Origin of the sequence: Pseudomonas neuropathica (assembly GCF_051174785.1) — a bacterium.
GTDB lineage: Bacteria > Pseudomonadota > Gammaproteobacteria > Pseudomonadales > Pseudomonadaceae > Aquipseudomonas > Aquipseudomonas neuropathica_A.
The window spans coordinates 4,718,276-4,735,578 of the sequence record NZ_CP195111.1; the positions used below are offsets into that span (position 1 = coordinate 4,718,276).

The window sequence follows — 17,303 nt, forward strand, 5'->3', positions numbered from 1 at the left end:
TTCGGTATTACCTCATGAAAATGACTCCTCTGGTCACGCAAATGCGTGCTCAGTGCCCGACGCTGGGCAATCGGATCGCAGTAGGCATTGACGTTACGGCACTGCAAGCCGATGCGGCGCTGCAAACCCCGTGCGCCAGCATCACACCTCTGACCGATCTGGCCAGCAACAGCACCAGCCAAAACCTCATCACCCAACCGATCCGCGACCGCTTCGAAATCGTCCTGGTTCTTGACGCGAGCGACGCTACAAAAGCGCTGGATCTGTTGCACGACCTGCGCGCCGAACTGTGGCGCGCACTGGTCGGTTTCAAACCTGATTCCACCTACAGCGCCATCGTCTATGACGGCGGCGAACTGGTCTCGATCAACAGCAGCCGCGCCTTCTACCGGCTGCGCTTTTTTGCCGAGTTCCAGCTCGGCCGCAATCTGCCGAGTCAGCCTGCGGAGAGTTGGCACGAACGCGAACTGGACGGTTTGTCGTCCTTTACCGGGGCCACCGTGCGGGTCGATGCGATCGACCCGGCCGACCCCAACCTGAAACGCCCGGGCCCCGATGGGCGCGTGGAAATGACTTTCTCTGCAGAGGTAACCCCATGAGCAATCGCATCACCGTACTGCCGGCCGCCGGCCGTGTCGTACCTGACCCGGAGGCGGGCGATCTGCTGCCGCTGGAAGGCCGTGAAGTGCTGGACAGCGCCTGGTGGCGCCGACGTCTGGCCGACGGCGATATCACCCTCAAAACCGCACCAGCCAAACAAAAGGGAGCCAAATAATGGCGATCGGATTCAGCAACATCCCCGCGGACATTCGTGTACCGCTGTTCTATGCCGAAATGGACAACTCGGCCGCCAATAGTGCGAGTTCGACCATGCGTCGTTTGATCGTCGCGCAGGTCAACGACAATATCGCGCCGACCGACGTCGGCAAGCTGGTACTGGTCTCCAGCACCGCGCTGGCCAAGAGCATCGGCGGCCAAGGCTCGATGCTCGCCTCGATGTACGAGACCTTCCGCAAGGCCGACCCGATCGGCGAGATCTGGTGCCTGCCGCTGCATAACGCTGAAGGCGCCATCGCCAAAGGCGTGCTGACTTTGACCGGCACCGCCACCCAGGCCGGTGTGCTCAATCTGTATGTCGGCGGCGTGCGAGTGCAAGCCACCGTGGTCAGCGGTGCTACCGCTGCACAAGCGGCCACGGCACTGGCGCAGAAAATCAACGCGACTGCCGATCTGCCGGTCAGTGCGGCGGCTGTCGACGGCACCGTGACCGTGAGCGCCAAATGGGTTGGCGACAGCGGCAATGACATTAGTCTGCAGTTCAACCGCCTGGGCAAGAGCAACGGCGAAGACACGCCGGCCGGTCTGGTCACGGCGATCACGGCGATGATCGGCGGTGCTGGCGTACCGGATCAGGTTGCAGCAGTTGCTGCGCTGGGTGACGAACCGTTCGAGTTCATCGCTTTGCCATGGTCGGACCTGGCCACCCTCAACACCTGGCAAGCGGTCATGGATGACAGCACCGGTCGCTGGTCGTGGGCCAAGCAACTGTTCGGTCACGTCTACAGCGCCAAACGCGGCACCGTCGGTACGCTGGTCGCTGCAGGTCAGGCACGCAATGACCAGCACATGACCATTCAGGCGCTGGAGCCGGGCGTTCCGCAACCGTTCTGGGTACAAGCCGCGGCACTGGCTGCGCGCACCGCGGTGTTCATCTCTGCCGACGCCAGCCGTCCGACGCAAAGCGGCAGCCTGCCGGGCGTTGACCCGGCGCCGGCGAGTGAGCGCTTCACTCTGACCGAGCGGCAGTCGCTGCTCAATTACGGCATCGCCACCGCCTACTACGAAGGCGGTTACGTGCGCATCCAGCGTTCGATCACCACCTACCAGAAGAACGCTTTTGGCCAGGCCGACAACTCCTATCTGGACAGCGAAACCATGCACCAGTCGGCGTTCATCGTGCGCCGTCTGCAAAGCGTGATCACCAGCAAATACGGTCGGCACAAACTGGCCTCCGACGGCACCCGTTTCGGCGCCGGCCAGCCGATCGTGACGCCTGCGACCATTCGCGGTGAGCTGATCGCGCAGTACGCCAAGCTCGAACTGGAAGGCCACGTCGAGAACGCCGAGCTGTTCGCCGAGCACCTGATCGTCGAGCGCGACGTGCAGGACCCGAGCCGCGTGAACGTGTTGTTCCCGCCGGATTACATCAACGGTCTGCGCGTGTTCGCGCTGCTCAACCAATTCCGTCTGCAGTACGACGACGCGGCTTGATCAGCGCGTTTGACGGCACGTTTTCAGCCCACCTCGCGTGGGCTTTTTTATGCAAGGGAGTAACACCATGGGTCAACTGATTGCAGGCACCTGCTACGTCAAAGTCGACGGCGCACAACTGACCATCAATGGCGGCTGCGAAGCCCCGCTGATGGCGGTCAAACGCGAAACCGTCGTCCCCGGTTTCTACAAGGAAACCGACATCGCGCCGTCGTTCAAAGTGACCGCGCTGCACACTGCCGACTTCCCGCTGAAGAAGCTGGTCGAAGGCACCGACATCACCGTCACCTGCGAATTCAGCAACGGCAAAGTCTACGTACTGGCCGGTGCCTACCTGGTCGAAGAGCCAGTCTCCAAAGGCGATGACGCCACCATCGAACTTAAATTCGAAGGCATCAAGGGGACCTGGCAATGAGCGGCGCCGTGAAGCTTCAGGTTGCGATCGAAGCTCACGGCGAGCCCCTGACCGAACTCGTCCTGCGCCGTCCGACGGTGCAGGAAGTGCGAGCGATCAAGGCGCTGCCGTACAAGATCGACAAGAGCGAAGAAGTCAGCCTCGACATGGACGTGGCGGCCAAATACATCGCCGTGTGCGCCGGCATTCCGCCGTCGTCGGTCAACCAGCTGGATCTGGCTGACCTCAATGCGCTGAGCTGGGCCGTTGCGAGTTTTTTCATGAGTGCGGCGTCGGCGCCATCACCGACCTGATCGCCGTCGCCTATGACCTGGCCTGGTTCTGGAAGGTTGACCCCGAACAGATGATGGCCAGGCCACTGGATGTGCTCCGCGAATCGCTGGAGCACGCGCAACGGATCAATGCGATGCAGCAGGTGCAGTGATGGCTATTACACAGATAAACGCGATCCAGCAAAACGTTCAGACCACGGTCAACATGCTCGTGGTCATGCAAGGTCTGCAGAAAATGGAGACCGAGATGAAGGGCGTCCGGGGCAAAGTCGCGGCGTTCAAGAAAAGCCTGGAAAGCACTGGGATCAAGCCGCTTGATCTGTCTGGGTTTATCTCGGGCGGCGGCTTGCTCAAGCCGTTTCAGGAGGGCTTGAAAAAGGCGATCAAGGCCGAGGACGAACTGGCGAGCAAAAGCAAAAATCTTAAAACCCCGACGCTGGGCAAGGACGCCCTGATTCCCGCGCCACTGGGGGCACCTGCAACGGCGCAGGTGCCCGCCGTGGTGAAGGGCGAAACGTCCACCAACCTTGCGAAGTTCAACGTTTCGCTCGATGACATTTCGTTGAAGATCGGTCAGGCGTTGTTGCCGGCAGTCAATGGCTTGGTGACGGCGCTGGTGCCGGTCATGACCTCGGTCGGTGAATTTGTCGCCGATCATCCGCAACTGGTCGAAGGGCTGGCGGCAGCAGCGGTAGCGTTCACCGTCGTGACGACGGCGGCTGCGGGTTTCAGTGCTGTGCTCACGCTGCTCGCTTCGCCTATCGGCCTTTTTGCCGCCGGGGTTGCATTGGCGGCAGGCTTGATCGTCGCCAACTGGCAGCCGATCTCAGCGTTTTTTGCCCGGCTGTGGCAACAGATTGCCCCGGTGGTGATACCGATGGCCGGCTTTTTCCGGACGCTGTTCGGCTTCACTCCGATGGGGATGCTGATCAACAACTGGGGGCCGGTCAGTGGCTTCTTCGCGGCGCTGTGGGACGTACTCAAAGCGCTGGCGGCGCCGGTCATCGACTTCTATGCGACGTTGTTTGCGTATTCACCGCAGGCGCTGATTCTGAAGAACTGGCAGCCGCTGGTTGGTCTGTTTGCATCGATATGGGATTTGCTCAGGGCGGTGTCGGTGCCGGTAGCGGCTTTTTTTCGCGACCTTGTGGATTACATCAAACTGCCGATCCTTGCGCTGTATGCCGTTATCCGCGAGCAATTGGGCTGGTCGCCGCTGGAGATGTTCATTCAGGCCTGGGACCCTTTGACCGCCTGGATTAAAAAGTGGAGCGACACGTTTTACGAAGTGCTGGCGCCGATCAGGGATTTTTTCAACGGAGGCCTGGGGAAACTCGCGGCCGAAGCATCGGCCAAGGTCGACGTGCTCACCCGCTCACAGGAAAAAACCAATGCCGAGGGCAAAGGTGAATGGGCGCCGCAATTCCTTGGCTCCAGCACGGACGTTACGTCAAAAAAACCGTTGTCGGCGGGGACACTGATGCAATCCTCGAGCCCACTGACGCAATCCTCCAGTTCGCTGACGCAGACGTCCAGCGCGCTGATCCAACAAAGCGCACTCAACAACCGTACGCAACTTGAAGGTGGCCTGACCGTGCGCTTCGAAAACGCGCCGGCCGGGCTGCGCACCGATCAACCACAAACCAATCAACCGGGCCTGGCGCTGTCTTCGCGCATTGGCTATCGCTCGCTGTCGATGGGAGGTTCCAATGAACTGGCGTGACCGTTTGTTGCCGGCATCCTTTCGCGGTGTCGGCTTCTGGATCGATCAGGCGAAAACCCCGGTTGGTCGTAAGGGTCAGTTGCATGAGTATCCGCAACGCGACCTGCCGTATTTCGAAGACCTTGGTCAACAGGCCAAGACTCACGACATCACGGCATTCATCATCGGTGCCGATTGCCTGGAGCAGCGCGACAAGCTGCTCAAAGCGTTGGAGGCGGGCAGTGGTGAACTGGTGCACCCATGGCTGGGACGCCTGCAAGTCAGGGTCGGTGAATGCGACATGACTCATACCCGCCAGGACGGCGGGTTGGTGACCTTTGCGCTGAAGTTCTATCCCGACCAGCCGGTACCGTTTCCGACGGCCACCGTCAGCACACAGAAGGTGCTGCTGGCCAAGGCCGATACGCTACTGGGCTCGGCCGTTGCGCGCTTCGAGCAGGCGATGACGCTGATCAAGGCTGCGCGGATCGGCATTGCCAATCTGCGCAACAGCCTCACCGGCGTTTACGAGGTGATCAAGGAACAACTCAAGCCGCTGATCGAGCAGTACAAAGAGATCACTGAGCTGGTGAAAGCGGTCAAGGAATTGCCCAAGGAAGTGGCCGCTGAGTTCAAGGGTTTGCTCGGCGATATCAAGGAACTCAAGGCGTTCGCGAAGGAAGGCTACCGTGGCGTGATTGCCGACGTGTCGCAACAGCTCGAAGCGATCCGCAAGGCCGATGCGCCGAAGCTCACCACCGGCAAAGACACCAGTGCAGCGGCGCAGGCCATGGCCGATCTGGTACAGGACACGATGCTGGTCAAAGTCGCGCAATGGGTCGCATCCATGCCCGTGGCAACAACCCCGGTGAAGCTGCAGTCGACACCGTCGGTAGGACAGCAGGTACACCAGCCAGTCACTCGCCAGGAAGTGCCGGTCACCGACGATATGCAGGCGCTGCGGGATGCGGTGGCGCTGGCCGTCAATCCAATGCTGGACAAGGCTGGCCCGGTACATTTTCAAGCGATCAACGATCTGAAGGATGCCTTGAATGCGCACCTCAAGGCCGTGGCTTCGTCGGGCGTGAGGCTGGTCAGCAAGTCTTTCAAGGAAAGCTTGCCGGCGCTGGTGGTGGCCTACCAGCAGTTCACCGATGCCACGCGAGTCGACGAAGTGAGCCAACGCAACGCGGCTGCCCATCCCGGGTTCATGTCGCCCAATGACGTGAAAGTCGCCAGGGAGTGAGTCATGAGCGAGATGGATAATCGCGTCACGCTGACCGTTGGCGATATGGAATATGGCGGTTGGAAAAGTGTTGAAATCACCGCAGATCTCGAGCGCCAGTTTCGCACTTTCAAGCTTGATATCACCTGGCAATGGCCGGGACAGACGGTGGATCAGCGCATTGCCGCAGGCGATGCCTGCGAGGTACGGATCGGCAAGGATCTGGTATTGACCGGGTATGTGTTCAAGGCGCCGATCCGCTATGACGGGCGGCAGATCAGTCTGAGCATCGAAGGCAGTTCCTGTACGCAGGATCTGGTGGATTGCGCCGCGATCAATCGCCCGAACCAATGGAAAGATCAGCCGATGCTGAGCATCGTCGAAGCGCTGGCGTCGTCCTACAAGGTCAAGGTGGTTAGCGAAATTGCCGAAACGGCGCGACTGGGCAGTTACACCATCGTGCCGGGTGAGACGGTGTTTCAATCCATCGACCGATTGCTCTCGTTGTTTCGGGTGTTTTCCACCGATGACGCACAAGGCCGGTTGTTGCTGGCCAGCCCCGGCAGCAGTGGCCGGGCCAGTGATGCACTGGAACTGGGCAAGAATATTCTTTCGGCTAATGCGCCGATGGATTACAGCCAGGTGTTTTCCGAGTACCGAGTGATCGGCCAGCAAAAGGGCAGCGATCAAAAGAGCGGGGCGGCCGTCAGCGAGATTGAATCGGTGGCCACTGATCTGGGTTACAAGCGCCGACGCGTCACGGTCATCAACGAAGGTTTGCAGATCAGTCCCGACCTGTCATTGCAACGCGCGATGTGGGAAAGCTCGACGCGTGTCGGGCGGGCGCAGACCACCACTTATCAAGTGCAGGGCTGGCGCCAGTCCAATGGTGATTTGTGGCGTCATAACACCCTGGTCCGGGTCAAGGATCCGGTGCTGGGGTTCGATGACGACATGCTGATTTCCAAAGTGACCTATTCACTGTCGGCGCAAGGTTCGGTCACCACGCTACAAGTGGCACCGCCGCACACCTTCGACGCCAATCCGACGCCGCCGAAAAAAACTTAGACCTGACAGCGAACCTGACTGGCATCACCTGACAGGTTTTGTGTTGGCAAAGTCTTGAGGACAATTCATGAGCCTACTGACACGCCTGCTGGCGCGCGGCACCGTCGTGCTCGCCAACTCGGCATCCAAGCTGCAATCGCTGCAAATGCGCCTCACCGCCGGTGAAGTGAACGACGATATGGAGCATTTCGAACCCTACGGCTTCACCAGCCATCCGCTGGCCGGTGCCGAGGGCGTCGTCACCTTCATCGGCGGTGACCGTTCCCATGCCATCGCTCTGGTCATCGCCGACCGCCGTTATCGCCTGCAAGCGCTGGCCGCTGGCGAAGTGGCGATCTACACCGACGAAGGCGACAGGATTCACTTCAAGCGCGGGCGGATCATCGATATCGAAACCGCCACGCTGAACATCCGCGCCAGCAGCGCGGTGAACTTCGATACGCCAGTGATCAATCAGACCGGCAAGATCGTTTCCACCGGCGATCAACTGGCCGGCGGCATCAGCCAGATCAACCACGTGCACGTCGGCGTGCAAGCCGGCAGCGGCCAGACCGGCGCGCCGGCAGGAGGCAAGTGATGCTGGTCAGCCCGAACCTCCACGCCGCACTGACCCGCGCTGTGCTCATCAGCTTGTTCACCTGGCGCCGCGCTGCCGATGACGATGCCCTCGACGACGAGGAACGTTATGGCTGGTGGGGCGACACCTTTCCCTCCGTCGCCGACGACCGTATCGGTTCACGGCTATGGCTGTTGCGCCGGGTCAAGCTGACCCGACAAACGCAGATGGACGCCGAGTTCTACGCCCGCGAGGCCCTGCAGTGGCTGATCGACGACGGCCACTGCAGCGCCATCGACATCATCAGCGATCGCCTCGACGCCCAGCGTCTGAACCTGCGCACGGTCTTGACCCTGGCCGACGGCGAACGCCTGGACATCAACCCCGAAAACAGTTGGCAGGTGATCTATGCCGTTTGAAATCCCTTCGCTGCCGGTGCTGATCAAGCGCGCCCAAAGCGACCTGGCCAGCGATGCGCTGCGCCAGTCCGATGCGCAAGTGCTGGCCCGTACTCTCGGTGGCGCAGTGTACGGTCTGTATGGCTATCTCGACTGGATTGCCCAGCAGATCCTGCCCGACAAGGCCGACGAATCGACCCTGGAGCGTATCGCTGCACTGCGTCTTAATCAGCCGCGCAAGCCCGCTCAGGCGGCCAAAGGCAGTGTCAGATTCACCGCCACCCTTGGCGCCGTGCTGGATGTCGATACGCTATTGCAATCGACTGACGGGCGGATCTACAAGGTCACGGCTGCCCGCACCGCGAGCAATGGCATCAACACCACGACCATCGCTGCACTGGAGGCCGGCAGCCTGGGTAATGCCGATACCGGCCTGACACTCAGCCTGGTGCAACCGATCGCCGGCATCCTCAGCAATACGTTTGTGGTCCTGGCGCCGGGGCTCACGGGCGGTGTCGCCGAGGAAAGTCTGGAGTCGCTGCGCTCGCGGGTGAGTCGTTCCTACCGCCTCATTCCTCACGGTGGTTCGGCGCAGGACTATGAAACCTGGGCGCTGGAATGCCCCGGCATCACCCGCGCCTGGTGTCGGGGCAATTTTCTCGGGCCCGGCACCGTAGGTGTCTTCGTCATGCGTGACGACGATCTGCAGCCGATCCCCAATGAGCAGCAACTGGCCGATGTCCTGGCCTACATCGAGCCGTTGCGCCCGGTAACCGCCGACGTGAGGGTGTTGGCTCCGGTGCAGGTGCTGGTCAATTACAAACTGCGGATCACTCCCGACACCAGCGCCGTGCGCGCAGCGATCGAAAGCCAACTGCGCGATCTGCACAACCGCGAGGCCGGCCTTGGTGAGACCTTGTTGCTGAGCCATATCAGCGAAGCGATCAGCAGTGCCACCGGTGAGACTGATCACCGGCTCGATGCACCTTCGGCCGACGTTACGGCCGCCGCGAATCAGTTGCTGACTTTCGGGGGTATCGAATGGCTGTCTTGAGAGGTGTCGCGCAGTACCGCAACCAATTGCGCAGCCTCCTGCCCAGCGGCCCGGCCTGGGAGCTGGAGCGCCTGCCTGAACTCAATCAAGTGCTGGAAGGCGTTGCTGCGGAGCTGGCGCGTCTGGATGCACGTGCCGTTGATCTGCTCAATGAAATGGACCCGGCGGGCGTCAGCGAACTGGTGCCGGATTGGGAACAGGTGATGAACCTGCCAGACCCTTGTCTGGGCGCGACCCCGCTGTATGACGACCGGCGTCTGGCCGTCCGCCGACGGTTGCTGGCGGTCGGTAATCAGAACGCCGCGTACTTCATTGAAGTCGCCCGCAGCCAGGGTTATCCGGACGCCACAGTGACCGAACTGCGCGTCCCGCGCATGGGCCGTTCGCGATTTGGCCTCGCCCGTTTTGGCACGTGGAAGGCGCAGTTCATGTGGGTCCTCAACACCGGCGGACGTCTGGCCACCGGACGTCGTTTTGGCGCCAGTTATTGGGGCGAACGCTTCGGCATGAATCCGGGTTCGGCCCTGGAATGCCTCATTCACCGCAGTGCACCGGCTCATACCCAGGTGTACATCAATTTCGACTAAGGAATAAAAGCAAATGGATTACCCGAAAAGTGTACCCAGCGTAGGTCTGGTCAATGGCAAGTTCGTCGATGAAAACCCGATTGCCGGGACACCGGGATCACTGATCCCGGCGGTGTGGGGCAACTCCGTTACTGAAGAAATACTCGGCGTTATCAAGGGCGGCGCGCTGGTTCCCGACGAAAACAACGTCGGGCAGTTGTTGACCGCCGTACGTAAAATCAATCAGGCCGGCCTCATCGACTTCGCTCTGGATACCGGCACTGCCAATGCTTATGCTGCGACCTACTCGCCGGCGCCGACCGCGCTGGTCGATGGCATGGTCTTGCGTTTCAAGGCGCTGAATACCAACACCGGTGCCAGTACCTTCTCGGTCGCAGGTTCAGTAGCCAAGCCCCTGGTCAACATTGACCATACGCCGCTGCGCTCCGGTGAAATCGTTGCGACCGGGGATGCCTGGGTGCAATGGAACAGCTCCTTGGGCAGTGGCGCCTGGATTCTGATCGCGAGCACGGGGGTGGCGAGACAACTGGGTGCCGATGTCGGTGATGTGAAAACCGTTGCAACCGTCGATGCACCCAGTGGCTGGCTCAAGTGCAACGGTCAGCCGGTGCTGAGGACGCAATACGCCAATCTGTTCGCCGCCATCGGTACGCGGTTTGGCGCCGGCGACGGCGCCAACACCTTCAATCTTCCGGATCTGCGCGGTGAGTTTGTCCGCGGTCTGGACGAGGGGCGTGGCGTCGACCCCGGTCGCGTACTGGGCAGCAAGCAGGCGGGGCAAAACGCCTCGCACACTCACGATGTATCCGCTGCCGCAGCGGGCAATCATGCCCATACCGCGCGCACTGACGCCGCCGGTTTGCACGCACACGGTGGTGCCGTCGTGAGCGGTGGTGCGTTCAATATCGACACAGTCATGGGTGGGCAGGGCCAGATAAACGGCGGCAACACCGCAGGCTCGATCATGGGTTCCAGTTCGGCGCCCTTTATCAATCGCAACTTTACGACCAACGCACCTGCTCACACCCACGGCATCGTGGCCGATGGCAACCATGCGCATAACGTCGGCGTGGACGCTGCCGGGCAACATACCCATACGATGTCGGTTGCGGCGTCGGGTGGTAATGAGGCTCGACCCATGAACACCGCTCTGTTGTATGTCATCAAGTACTGACGGCCTGCGAATGGAGATATCGTCCGTCCAGACGCCCTGACAACTCTGGCAAAAAATGGCTGGCAGGTAATGACCGCCAGCCGTGATTCAATCGGAGCATCCAGGGAGGATTACGCATCATGCAAATAACTGAAAACAACCTTTTATCCATCATGCCCAACGCCCGCGCCCAAGCGGGCGTTTTTGTTTCTGTGCTCAACACCGCGATGGCGCGCAGGTCTATCAATACGCCCAAACGCATTGCTGCGTTTCTCGCGCAAGTCGGGCACGAGTCAGGTCAATTGCGCTACGTGCGCGAACTGGGCAACAACCAATACCTGAGCAAATACGACACCGGCACTTTGGCTTTACGTCTGGGCAATACGCCGGAGGCCGATGGCGACGGGCAGAAGTATCGTGGTCGCGGTCTGATCCAGATCACTGGCCGCAGCAATTATCGTCAGTGCAGCCTTGGCCTGTTCGGCGATGAGCGTCTGCTGTCATTGCCCGAACTGCTCGAGCAACCGCAATGGGCGGCCGAGTCTGCCGCATGGTTCTGGGAGCAGAACGGCTTGAATGAACTGGCCGACCGCGACCAGTTCAACACCATCACCCGCCGGATCAACGGCGGGTTGAACGGTTTGCAGGATCGCCTGGAAATCTGGGCGCGGGCGAGGGCGGTGCTATGCAAATCCCCTGGCGAGTGATTGGCGTTGTGTTGCTGGGCGCTGGTGCGTTTGCAGCAGCCTGGCAATTTCAGGAGTGGCGCTACGGCCGACAACTGGCCGAGCAGGCTCGGTTAAACGCCGAAACCCTTAATCAACTGACGCAGAGCGCCGCCACCGCGCAACAGGCCGAGCAGGATAAACGGCTGGCGCTGGAGCAACGGCTGGCGGCCAGTGAGCAAACCCACTATCGAGCGCTGAGCAATGCCCAACGTGATCAGGATCGCCTGCGCGATCGTCTTGCCACTGCTGATGTGCGCCTGTCAGTCCTTCTCGACGCCAGCGACATTGCCCCAGGCTGCAACGTGCCAGCCACCGCCGGCGCCGGCAGCGTGGATCATGCAACCGTACGCGCCCGACTTGACCCGGCGCATGCTCAACGAATTGTCGCCATCACCGACACCGGCGACCGCGGACTGATTGCCTTGCGGGCGTGTCAGGCGTATGTCAGAGCGCTCGCGCCCGAACATTTTGAATGAGTCTGTGTATTGAAAGCGCAACCGGGTCGTGTACGGTGGAGGCATTCCACACGATCCGGAGCATGCCGTGAAAGAGATCACTCAACTGGCCGCCGACCTTGGCCGACGTCTGCAAGTGCTCAATGCCCACGTGACCACCGCCGAGTCCTGTACCGGCGGCGGCATCGCAGAGGCGATCACGCGGATCCCGGGCAGTTCAGCGTGGTTCGAAGCGGGCTATGTGACGTACTCCAACCGGCAGAAAACCCAGCAGTTGAATGTGCCAGCCGAGTTGTTCGAGACGGTGGGTGCGGTCAGCCGCGAAGTGGTTGAGGCGATGGTGCGTGGCGCGCAGGAAAAAAGCCTGGCGCGATTTGCCGTGGCGGTCAGCGGCGTAGCGGGGCCGGACGGCGGCTCGCCGAACAAACCGGTCGGCACGGTGTGGCTGGCGTGGGGAGTTGGCGAGGTAGTGACCAGTGAGGTTCAGCACTTCCCCGGCAACCGTGATGAAGTCCGCCGACAAACGGTGAAGGCCGCGCTAGAGGGGCTCCTGCGACTAGCGGCACGAGAAATCGAAAATCAGGGGTAGGCGATCCGCGAACGCTGTGGAATAATACTGTCTACTTATACAGGTGTTGGCCGTCAGGCCTTATTGATTACGTGAGGACTTTAATGGACGACAACAAGAAGAAAGCCTTGGCTGCGGCCCTGGGTCAGATCGAACGTCAATTCGGCAAGGGTGCCGTGATGCGTATGGGCGATCAAGACCGTCAGGCGATCCCGGCTATCTCGACTGGCTCTCTGGGTCTGGACATCGCGCTCGGCATTGGCGGCCTGCCAAAAGGCCGTATCGTTGAAATCTACGGTCCTGAATCCTCCGGTAAAACCACACTGACCTTGTCCGTGATCGCCCAGGCGCAAAAAGCCGGCGCGACATGCGCATTCGTCGACGCCGAACACGCCCTCGACCCTGAGTACGCCGGCAAGCTGGGCGTCAACGTCGACGACCTGCTGGTGTCGCAGCCGGACACCGGCGAACAGGCGCTGGAAATCACCGACATGCTGGTGCGCTCCAACGCTGTTGACGTGATCATCGTCGACTCCGTGGCAGCCCTGGTACCGAAGGCTGAAATCGAAGGCGAAATGGGTGACATGCACGTGGGCCTGCAAGCCCGTCTGATGTCCCAGGCGCTGCGTAAAATCACCGGTAACATCAAGAACGCCAACTGCCTGGTGATCTTCATCAACCAGATCCGTATGAAGATCGGCGTGATGTTCGGTAGCCCGGAAACCACCACCGGTGGTAACGCGCTGAAGTTCTATGCTTCGGTTCGTCTCGACATCCGCCGCACCGGCGCGGTGAAGGAAGGCGACGAAGTGGTCGGCAGCGAAACCCGCGTCAAGGTTGTGAAGAACAAGGTGGCTTCGCCGTTCCGTCAGGCCGAGTTCCAGATTCTTTACGGCAAAGGCATCTACCTCAATGGTGAGATGATCGATCTGGGTGTGCTGCACGGTTTCGTCGAGAAGTCCGGCGCCTGGTATGCCTATGAAGGCACCAAGATCGGTCAGGGCAAGGCCAACTCGGCCAAGTTCCTGGCAGACAACCCGGAAATCGCCGCGAAGCTCGAGAAACAACTGCGTGACAAACTGCTGACTCCTGCAGTGATCGACTCCAAGGCTTCTGCAGTCAAAGAGACTGAAGACGACTTGGCCGACGCTGACATCTGATTCCAGCGATGACCACCGCCGTACTCGATACCCTCGTCGCTGTGCGGCGAACCGCCATGGACCTGCTCGCACGCCGCGAGCACGGTCGAGTCGAGTTGACGCGCAAACTGCGTCAACGCGGCGCTGAGGCGCAGATGATCGAAACAGCCCTCGACCGTTTGACGGAAGAGGGGCTGCTTTCCGAAGCCCGTTACCTTGAAAGCTTTGTTTCCTACCGCGCCCGTTCCGGCTACGGCCCTTTGCGGATTCGCGAGGAACTGAGCCAACGAGGGTTGCAACGTGCCGATATCGAACTCGCCCTGCGCGAAAGTGGTATCAGTTGGCAGGAGCAACTTCAGGACACGTGGCGTCGCAAGTTCTCCGGGCATTTACCGATTGATGCAAAAGAGCGGGCCAAGCAAGGTCGGTTCCTCGCGTATCGGGGTTTTTCGATGGAGATGATCAACCGCTTGTTCAGCGGTCGAGGCATGGACGATTAAACTGATTCAATTAAACGGCCCGCTATGAAAATAGCGGGCCGTTTTTTTTTGCCCTCAAATTACCTTTGACGGTTCGCGGCTGCGTTGCGCTGTTTGCGGTTTTGAATCGGCCCAGTTTTCCGGCAGGTTGATGTAGTCAATCAACTCCCTCAGACGCCCATGAGTGCGCGCATTGAAGGCGAAGGCCAGTCGCGCCAGATGGCTGAACTGCGCTTCATCGTGCTCCTCGCCGGCGTAGGCGTGTTGATGAAACTGGTCGCTCAGGCACAGATCGGCAAAAGCTTCCTGCATGTGCGCCAGCGCCTGATCGCTGAGCTTGTGATGCATGCGGATCACAAACTGGCGCTTGAGCCAGCGACTGGAGTGGAAGTTACTGTAGAACTGGTTGATCTGCTCCACTGCCTCTTCGACGCTGTAGACCAATCGCATCAGTTTCATGTCGGTCGGCAGAATGTAGCGGTTGCTCTCCAGTTGTTGGCGGATGAAATCCATCGCGCCTTGCCAGAACGTTCCACCCGGCGCATCCAGCAACACTACCGGCACCAATGGGCTTTTGCCGGTCTGGATCAATGTCAGCACTTCCAGTGCTTCGTCCAGTGTGCCGAAACCGCCCGGGCACAAGACCAGGGCGTCGGCCTCTTTGACGAAGAACAGCTTACGCGTGAAGAAGAAGTGGAATGGCAGCAGATTACCGGTGCCATCGACGGTGGGGTTGGCATGCTGTTCGAAGGGCAGGGTAATGTTGAAACCGAGGCTGTGATCGCGGCCGGCGCCTTCATGCGCGGCGGCCATGATGCCGCCCCCGGCGCCAGTGATGACCATCATGTCCGAGCGCGTCAGTGCCGCGCCGAGTTCACGGGCCATGGCATACAGCGGATGTTCGACCGGCGTGCGCGCCGAGCCGAACACCGTGACTTTGCGTCGGCCCTTGAATTGCTCCAGCACCCGAAACGCTTGCTCCAGTTCGCGCAGGGCTTGCAGAGTGATCTTGGCATTCCAGCGATTGTGGTCTTCCTGGGCCATGCGCAGCACGGTCAGGATCATGTCACGGTAGATGGGGATATTCGGACTGTTGGGGGAAATACGGTTGAGTTGTTCTTCGACCTGGCTGATGAGGTCGGGGCCGCTTTCCTGAAAATGACGGCTGAGCAGGTCATTCGGTTGGTAAGGCATTCAACGTCTCCTTCTGCACAGAGCGGATGGCCCTGACGAGCGGCGTCAGTGCCGCGCTGCAAAAAACTCACGATCGGCAGTTCCTTGTCTGCCGTTGAAAAATGATCAGGAATACTCTGAATCTAGACCCTGGCGCGTATTTGCGCTGACTTGATCATTGCGCCGCAACGTTTTGGCTGGCAACCATTTATTGATTTTCCGCCGGTTCCTTCACCGCTCGTCCGAACCTGCTCCGAGCGGCAATCCCTCTGATTAACTAACTTACAGGCGTCGTACGACAGCTTTGCGTCACGGTGCACGCGATTCAAGGATTTGCAGGTGGCAAGGAGGCGGGACACATGGCCAGAGTGATTCTGGAGATCGATACGCAGTTGTATCGAATGTTGAAGGCATCAGCCGAGACCAATCATCTCAGTCTCGAAGAGGAGTGCTGCCGGCGGTTGGCGGGCGGCGAGCGCCGTTCGCACTATCTACAGGCCTTGCTGGCCGAACTGCGCGCCGAGGATGAACAGCGGCGCGCCAATTCGCGATGATTACTTTTTCTTCGCCGGGCCGGCTTTCGGGCAATCCGATTCCTGGTAGCTGGCGGAGCCGATCGCTTTGTTGGTTTTCACTTCGGTGAAGTCGTAACGCATGATCGCGCCTTTGGCCATCAGCTTGCGAAACGACGGGTTGTTGCACACCGAAGCGCCCAGCTGGAAATACACGGCTTTAGGGTCAGCGCGCATTTTGTCGGCGTGGCTTTTCTGCACGCTCAGATGGTTGATCAACTGAGTGCCTTCAACGGTGAAGCCCTGATCAAGAATGTCTTCGCTGATGGCGCGTGGCGTGCCGACGCTGCTCTGGGCGGCGACGTTGCGCAGCTCGCGGTTCAGATTCTGCTCACTCAGGGATGCAGCCTGAGCGGTGAAGGACGACGCCAGCAGAATGGCAGCGGTGGGAACGATAAGGCGCAGCATGAAACTCTCCTGGTTCAGTGACTGGTGGTTCGACCAGCCACGTGACTGTGCGTTCAGTGGCGGCGAATTATAGGGGAGCCGGTCGGGAGGGTACAGGCTTGTGCCCGTCGCTCTGGTAAACTGCCGGCCTTTATTGCCCTGCCGAGTGCTGTTCGTGTCGAGTTTCCCTGTCTGCCGGCGTTGCCCGCGATGAATCATGCCCCCAACGCCGTCGCCCGTCTGCGCGATCAGCGCGAAGATGAAGGTATCAAGCCGATTCAGGCTCGAGGCTTTCGCTCCGAGCGTTGCCGCGACTGCCGGGTGATCATCAGCCATTGCCTGTGCGCTTGGCGCCCGAGTGTCGAAACGCGTTCGGGCGTATGCCTGATCATGACCGGCAAGGAAGTGTTCAAACCGAGCAACACCGGTTGGTTGATTGCCGACGTGGTGCGCGACAACCACGCATTCATCTGGTCGCGCACCGAGCCCGATCCGCAGATGCTCGCACTGCTCAGCGACCCGCAATGGCAACCGTATCTGGTGTTCCCCGGCGAATACGTTGAGCCATCGCGGGTGACCAACACGGTCGCACCCGATAGCAGCAAGCGCCCGCTGTTCATTCTGCTCGATGCGACCTGGACCGAAGCGCGGAAGATTTTCCGCAAGAGCCCGTATTTCGACCGTTTGCCGATCCTTAGCCTGCTGCCCGATAAACTCTCGCGCTACCGCTTGCGCCGTTCGACCCGAAGCGAGCATTTGTGCACTGCCGAAGTCGCCGCGTTGTGTCTGGAACTGGCCGGTGACAGCGACGCCGCCTCTGCGCTGGACGCCTATTTCGACGTGTTCAGCCAGCATTACCTCGGTGCCAAGCAGCAACTGGACATGAATGAATCCACCCCGGCCCACGCCGAGTTGCTGCGCTATATACGAAAGCCGCAGCCAGAGTTGGCGCAATAGTGGCCCATACTGTACGCAGCGGCGGCCGTGCTGCTTGACCACCCCGTCTTCGCTGGGCATGCTTGGCGCCGTTTAGGGTGCGGCCAAGGTTTGAAACGCCGTGTTTGCTGTTGATTGGCGTTGAACGTGCCCCTGTGGATATCG

The 17,303-nt window shown here is 60.3% G+C and carries 22 protein-coding genes; 20 read left to right on the plus strand and 2 right to left on the minus strand.

What is annotated here, in order from left to right:
- Positions 1–14: 14 nt before the first annotated feature.
- The 18 genes from ACRRSD_RS21235 (at position 15) to recX (ending at position 14,091) form a co-directional block, all read left to right on the plus strand.
- Entirely contained in the window at positions 15–599 is a 585-nt protein-coding gene (locus ACRRSD_RS21235; RefSeq protein ID WP_435035159.1) for a phage tail terminator protein, read from the plus strand.
- Positions 596–775 (plus strand): DUF2635 domain-containing protein, encoded by a 180-nt coding sequence (locus ACRRSD_RS21240; RefSeq protein WP_034154909.1) that lies wholly within the window; start codon positions 596–598, stop codon positions 773–775. Before ACRRSD_RS21235 ends, ACRRSD_RS21240 begins: the two co-directional genes overlap by 4 nt.
- Positions 775–2,271, plus strand: a complete 1,497-nt coding sequence (locus ACRRSD_RS21245) for a phage tail sheath subtilisin-like domain-containing protein (RefSeq protein ID WP_435035161.1) — start codon at positions 775–777, stop codon at positions 2,269–2,271. Before ACRRSD_RS21240 ends, ACRRSD_RS21245 begins: the two co-directional genes overlap by 1 nt.
- Before the next feature lie 67 nt (positions 2,272–2,338).
- Entirely contained in the window at positions 2,339–2,686 is a 348-nt protein-coding gene (locus ACRRSD_RS21250) for a phage tail tube protein (protein WP_085581482.1), read from the plus strand.
- On the plus strand, positions 2,683–2,979 hold the full coding sequence (locus ACRRSD_RS21255; protein ID WP_007908778.1) for a phage tail assembly protein: 297 nt from the start codon (positions 2,683–2,685) through the stop codon (positions 2,977–2,979). Before ACRRSD_RS21250 ends, ACRRSD_RS21255 begins: the two co-directional genes overlap by 4 nt.
- Positions 2,980–3,109: 130 nt before the next feature.
- Positions 3,110–4,681, plus strand: coding sequence for a phage tail protein (locus tag ACRRSD_RS21260; RefSeq protein WP_435035163.1), 1,572 nt, complete (start codon positions 3,110–3,112; stop codon positions 4,679–4,681).
- Complete coding sequence (locus ACRRSD_RS21265; protein ID WP_435035165.1) at positions 4,668–5,906, plus strand: DNA circularization protein; 1,239 nt, start codon at positions 4,668–4,670, stop codon at positions 5,904–5,906. The genes ACRRSD_RS21260 and ACRRSD_RS21265 overlap by 14 nt, the downstream gene beginning before the upstream one ends.
- A gap of 3 nt (positions 5,907–5,909) precedes the next feature.
- Positions 5,910–6,953, plus strand: coding sequence for a phage baseplate assembly protein (locus ACRRSD_RS21270; protein ID WP_435035167.1), 1,044 nt, complete (start codon positions 5,910–5,912; stop codon positions 6,951–6,953).
- Between the two features lie 67 nt (positions 6,954–7,020).
- Positions 7,021–7,530, plus strand: coding sequence for a phage baseplate assembly protein V (locus tag ACRRSD_RS21275; RefSeq protein WP_435035169.1), 510 nt, complete (start codon positions 7,021–7,023; stop codon positions 7,528–7,530).
- Complete coding sequence (locus ACRRSD_RS21280; protein WP_435035171.1) at positions 7,530–7,928, plus strand: phage GP46 family protein; 399 nt, start codon at positions 7,530–7,532, stop codon at positions 7,926–7,928. Before ACRRSD_RS21275 ends, ACRRSD_RS21280 begins: the two co-directional genes overlap by 1 nt.
- Positions 7,918–8,961 (plus strand): baseplate J/gp47 family protein, encoded by a 1,044-nt coding sequence (locus ACRRSD_RS21285; protein ID WP_435035173.1) that lies wholly within the window; start codon positions 7,918–7,920, stop codon positions 8,959–8,961. Before ACRRSD_RS21280 ends, ACRRSD_RS21285 begins: the two co-directional genes overlap by 11 nt.
- On the plus strand, positions 8,949–9,548 hold the full coding sequence (locus tag ACRRSD_RS21290) for a YmfQ family protein (RefSeq protein ID WP_435035175.1): 600 nt from the start codon (positions 8,949–8,951) through the stop codon (positions 9,546–9,548). The genes ACRRSD_RS21285 and ACRRSD_RS21290 overlap by 13 nt, the downstream gene beginning before the upstream one ends.
- 13 nt (positions 9,549–9,561) lie before the next feature.
- Entirely contained in the window at positions 9,562–10,722 is a 1,161-nt protein-coding gene (locus ACRRSD_RS21295) for a tail fiber protein (RefSeq protein WP_435035177.1), read from the plus strand.
- A 119-nt stretch (positions 10,723–10,841) separates the two neighbouring features.
- Complete coding sequence (locus ACRRSD_RS21300) at positions 10,842–11,408, plus strand: glycoside hydrolase family 19 protein (RefSeq protein ID WP_435035178.1); 567 nt, start codon at positions 10,842–10,844, stop codon at positions 11,406–11,408.
- Positions 11,387–11,905, plus strand: a complete 519-nt coding sequence (locus tag ACRRSD_RS21305; RefSeq protein WP_435035179.1) for a lysis system i-spanin subunit Rz — start codon at positions 11,387–11,389, stop codon at positions 11,903–11,905. Before ACRRSD_RS21300 ends, ACRRSD_RS21305 begins: the two co-directional genes overlap by 22 nt.
- A gap of 67 nt (positions 11,906–11,972) precedes the next feature.
- The gene (locus ACRRSD_RS21310) at positions 11,973–12,473 is read left to right on the plus strand and encodes a CinA family protein (RefSeq protein WP_435035180.1); all 501 of its coding nucleotides are present in this window, start codon (positions 11,973–11,975) and stop codon (positions 12,471–12,473) included.
- A gap of 83 nt (positions 12,474–12,556) precedes the next feature.
- Positions 12,557–13,612 (plus strand): recombinase RecA, encoded by a 1,056-nt coding sequence (recA, locus tag ACRRSD_RS21315; RefSeq protein ID WP_007908746.1) that lies wholly within the window; start codon positions 12,557–12,559, stop codon positions 13,610–13,612.
- Between the two features lie 8 nt (positions 13,613–13,620).
- On the plus strand, positions 13,621–14,091 hold the full coding sequence (recX, locus tag ACRRSD_RS21320) for a recombination regulator RecX (protein WP_435035182.1): 471 nt from the start codon (positions 13,621–13,623) through the stop codon (positions 14,089–14,091).
- A gap of 54 nt (positions 14,092–14,145) precedes the next feature.
- Here recX and ACRRSD_RS21325 read toward each other — a convergent pair whose 3' ends face one another.
- A complete protein-coding gene (locus ACRRSD_RS21325; protein WP_435035184.1) occupies positions 14,146–15,264 on the minus strand; it encodes a TIGR00730 family Rossman fold protein in 1,119 nt (372 codons plus the stop codon).
- Between the two features lie 338 nt (positions 15,265–15,602).
- Between ACRRSD_RS21325 and ACRRSD_RS21330 the strand changes: the two genes are divergently transcribed.
- Positions 15,603–15,797: a hypothetical protein gene (locus ACRRSD_RS21330; RefSeq protein WP_034154934.1), complete on the plus strand. Its 195-nt coding sequence runs from the start codon at positions 15,603–15,605 to the stop codon at positions 15,795–15,797.
- Here the strand turns inward: ACRRSD_RS21330 and ACRRSD_RS21335 are convergent, their stop codons facing one another.
- The gene (locus ACRRSD_RS21335; RefSeq protein WP_008077172.1) at positions 15,798–16,223 is read right to left on the minus strand and encodes a PA3611 family quorum-sensing-regulated virulence factor; all 426 of its coding nucleotides are present in this window, start codon (positions 16,221–16,223) and stop codon (positions 15,798–15,800) included.
- Between the two features lie 189 nt (positions 16,224–16,412).
- On the opposite strand from ACRRSD_RS21335, the gene ACRRSD_RS21340 reads away from it, so the two are divergent.
- Entirely contained in the window at positions 16,413–17,159 is a 747-nt protein-coding gene (locus ACRRSD_RS21340; RefSeq protein WP_435035185.1) for a tRNA-uridine aminocarboxypropyltransferase, read from the plus strand.
- The last annotated feature ends 144 nt before the right edge of the window (positions 17,160–17,303 follow it).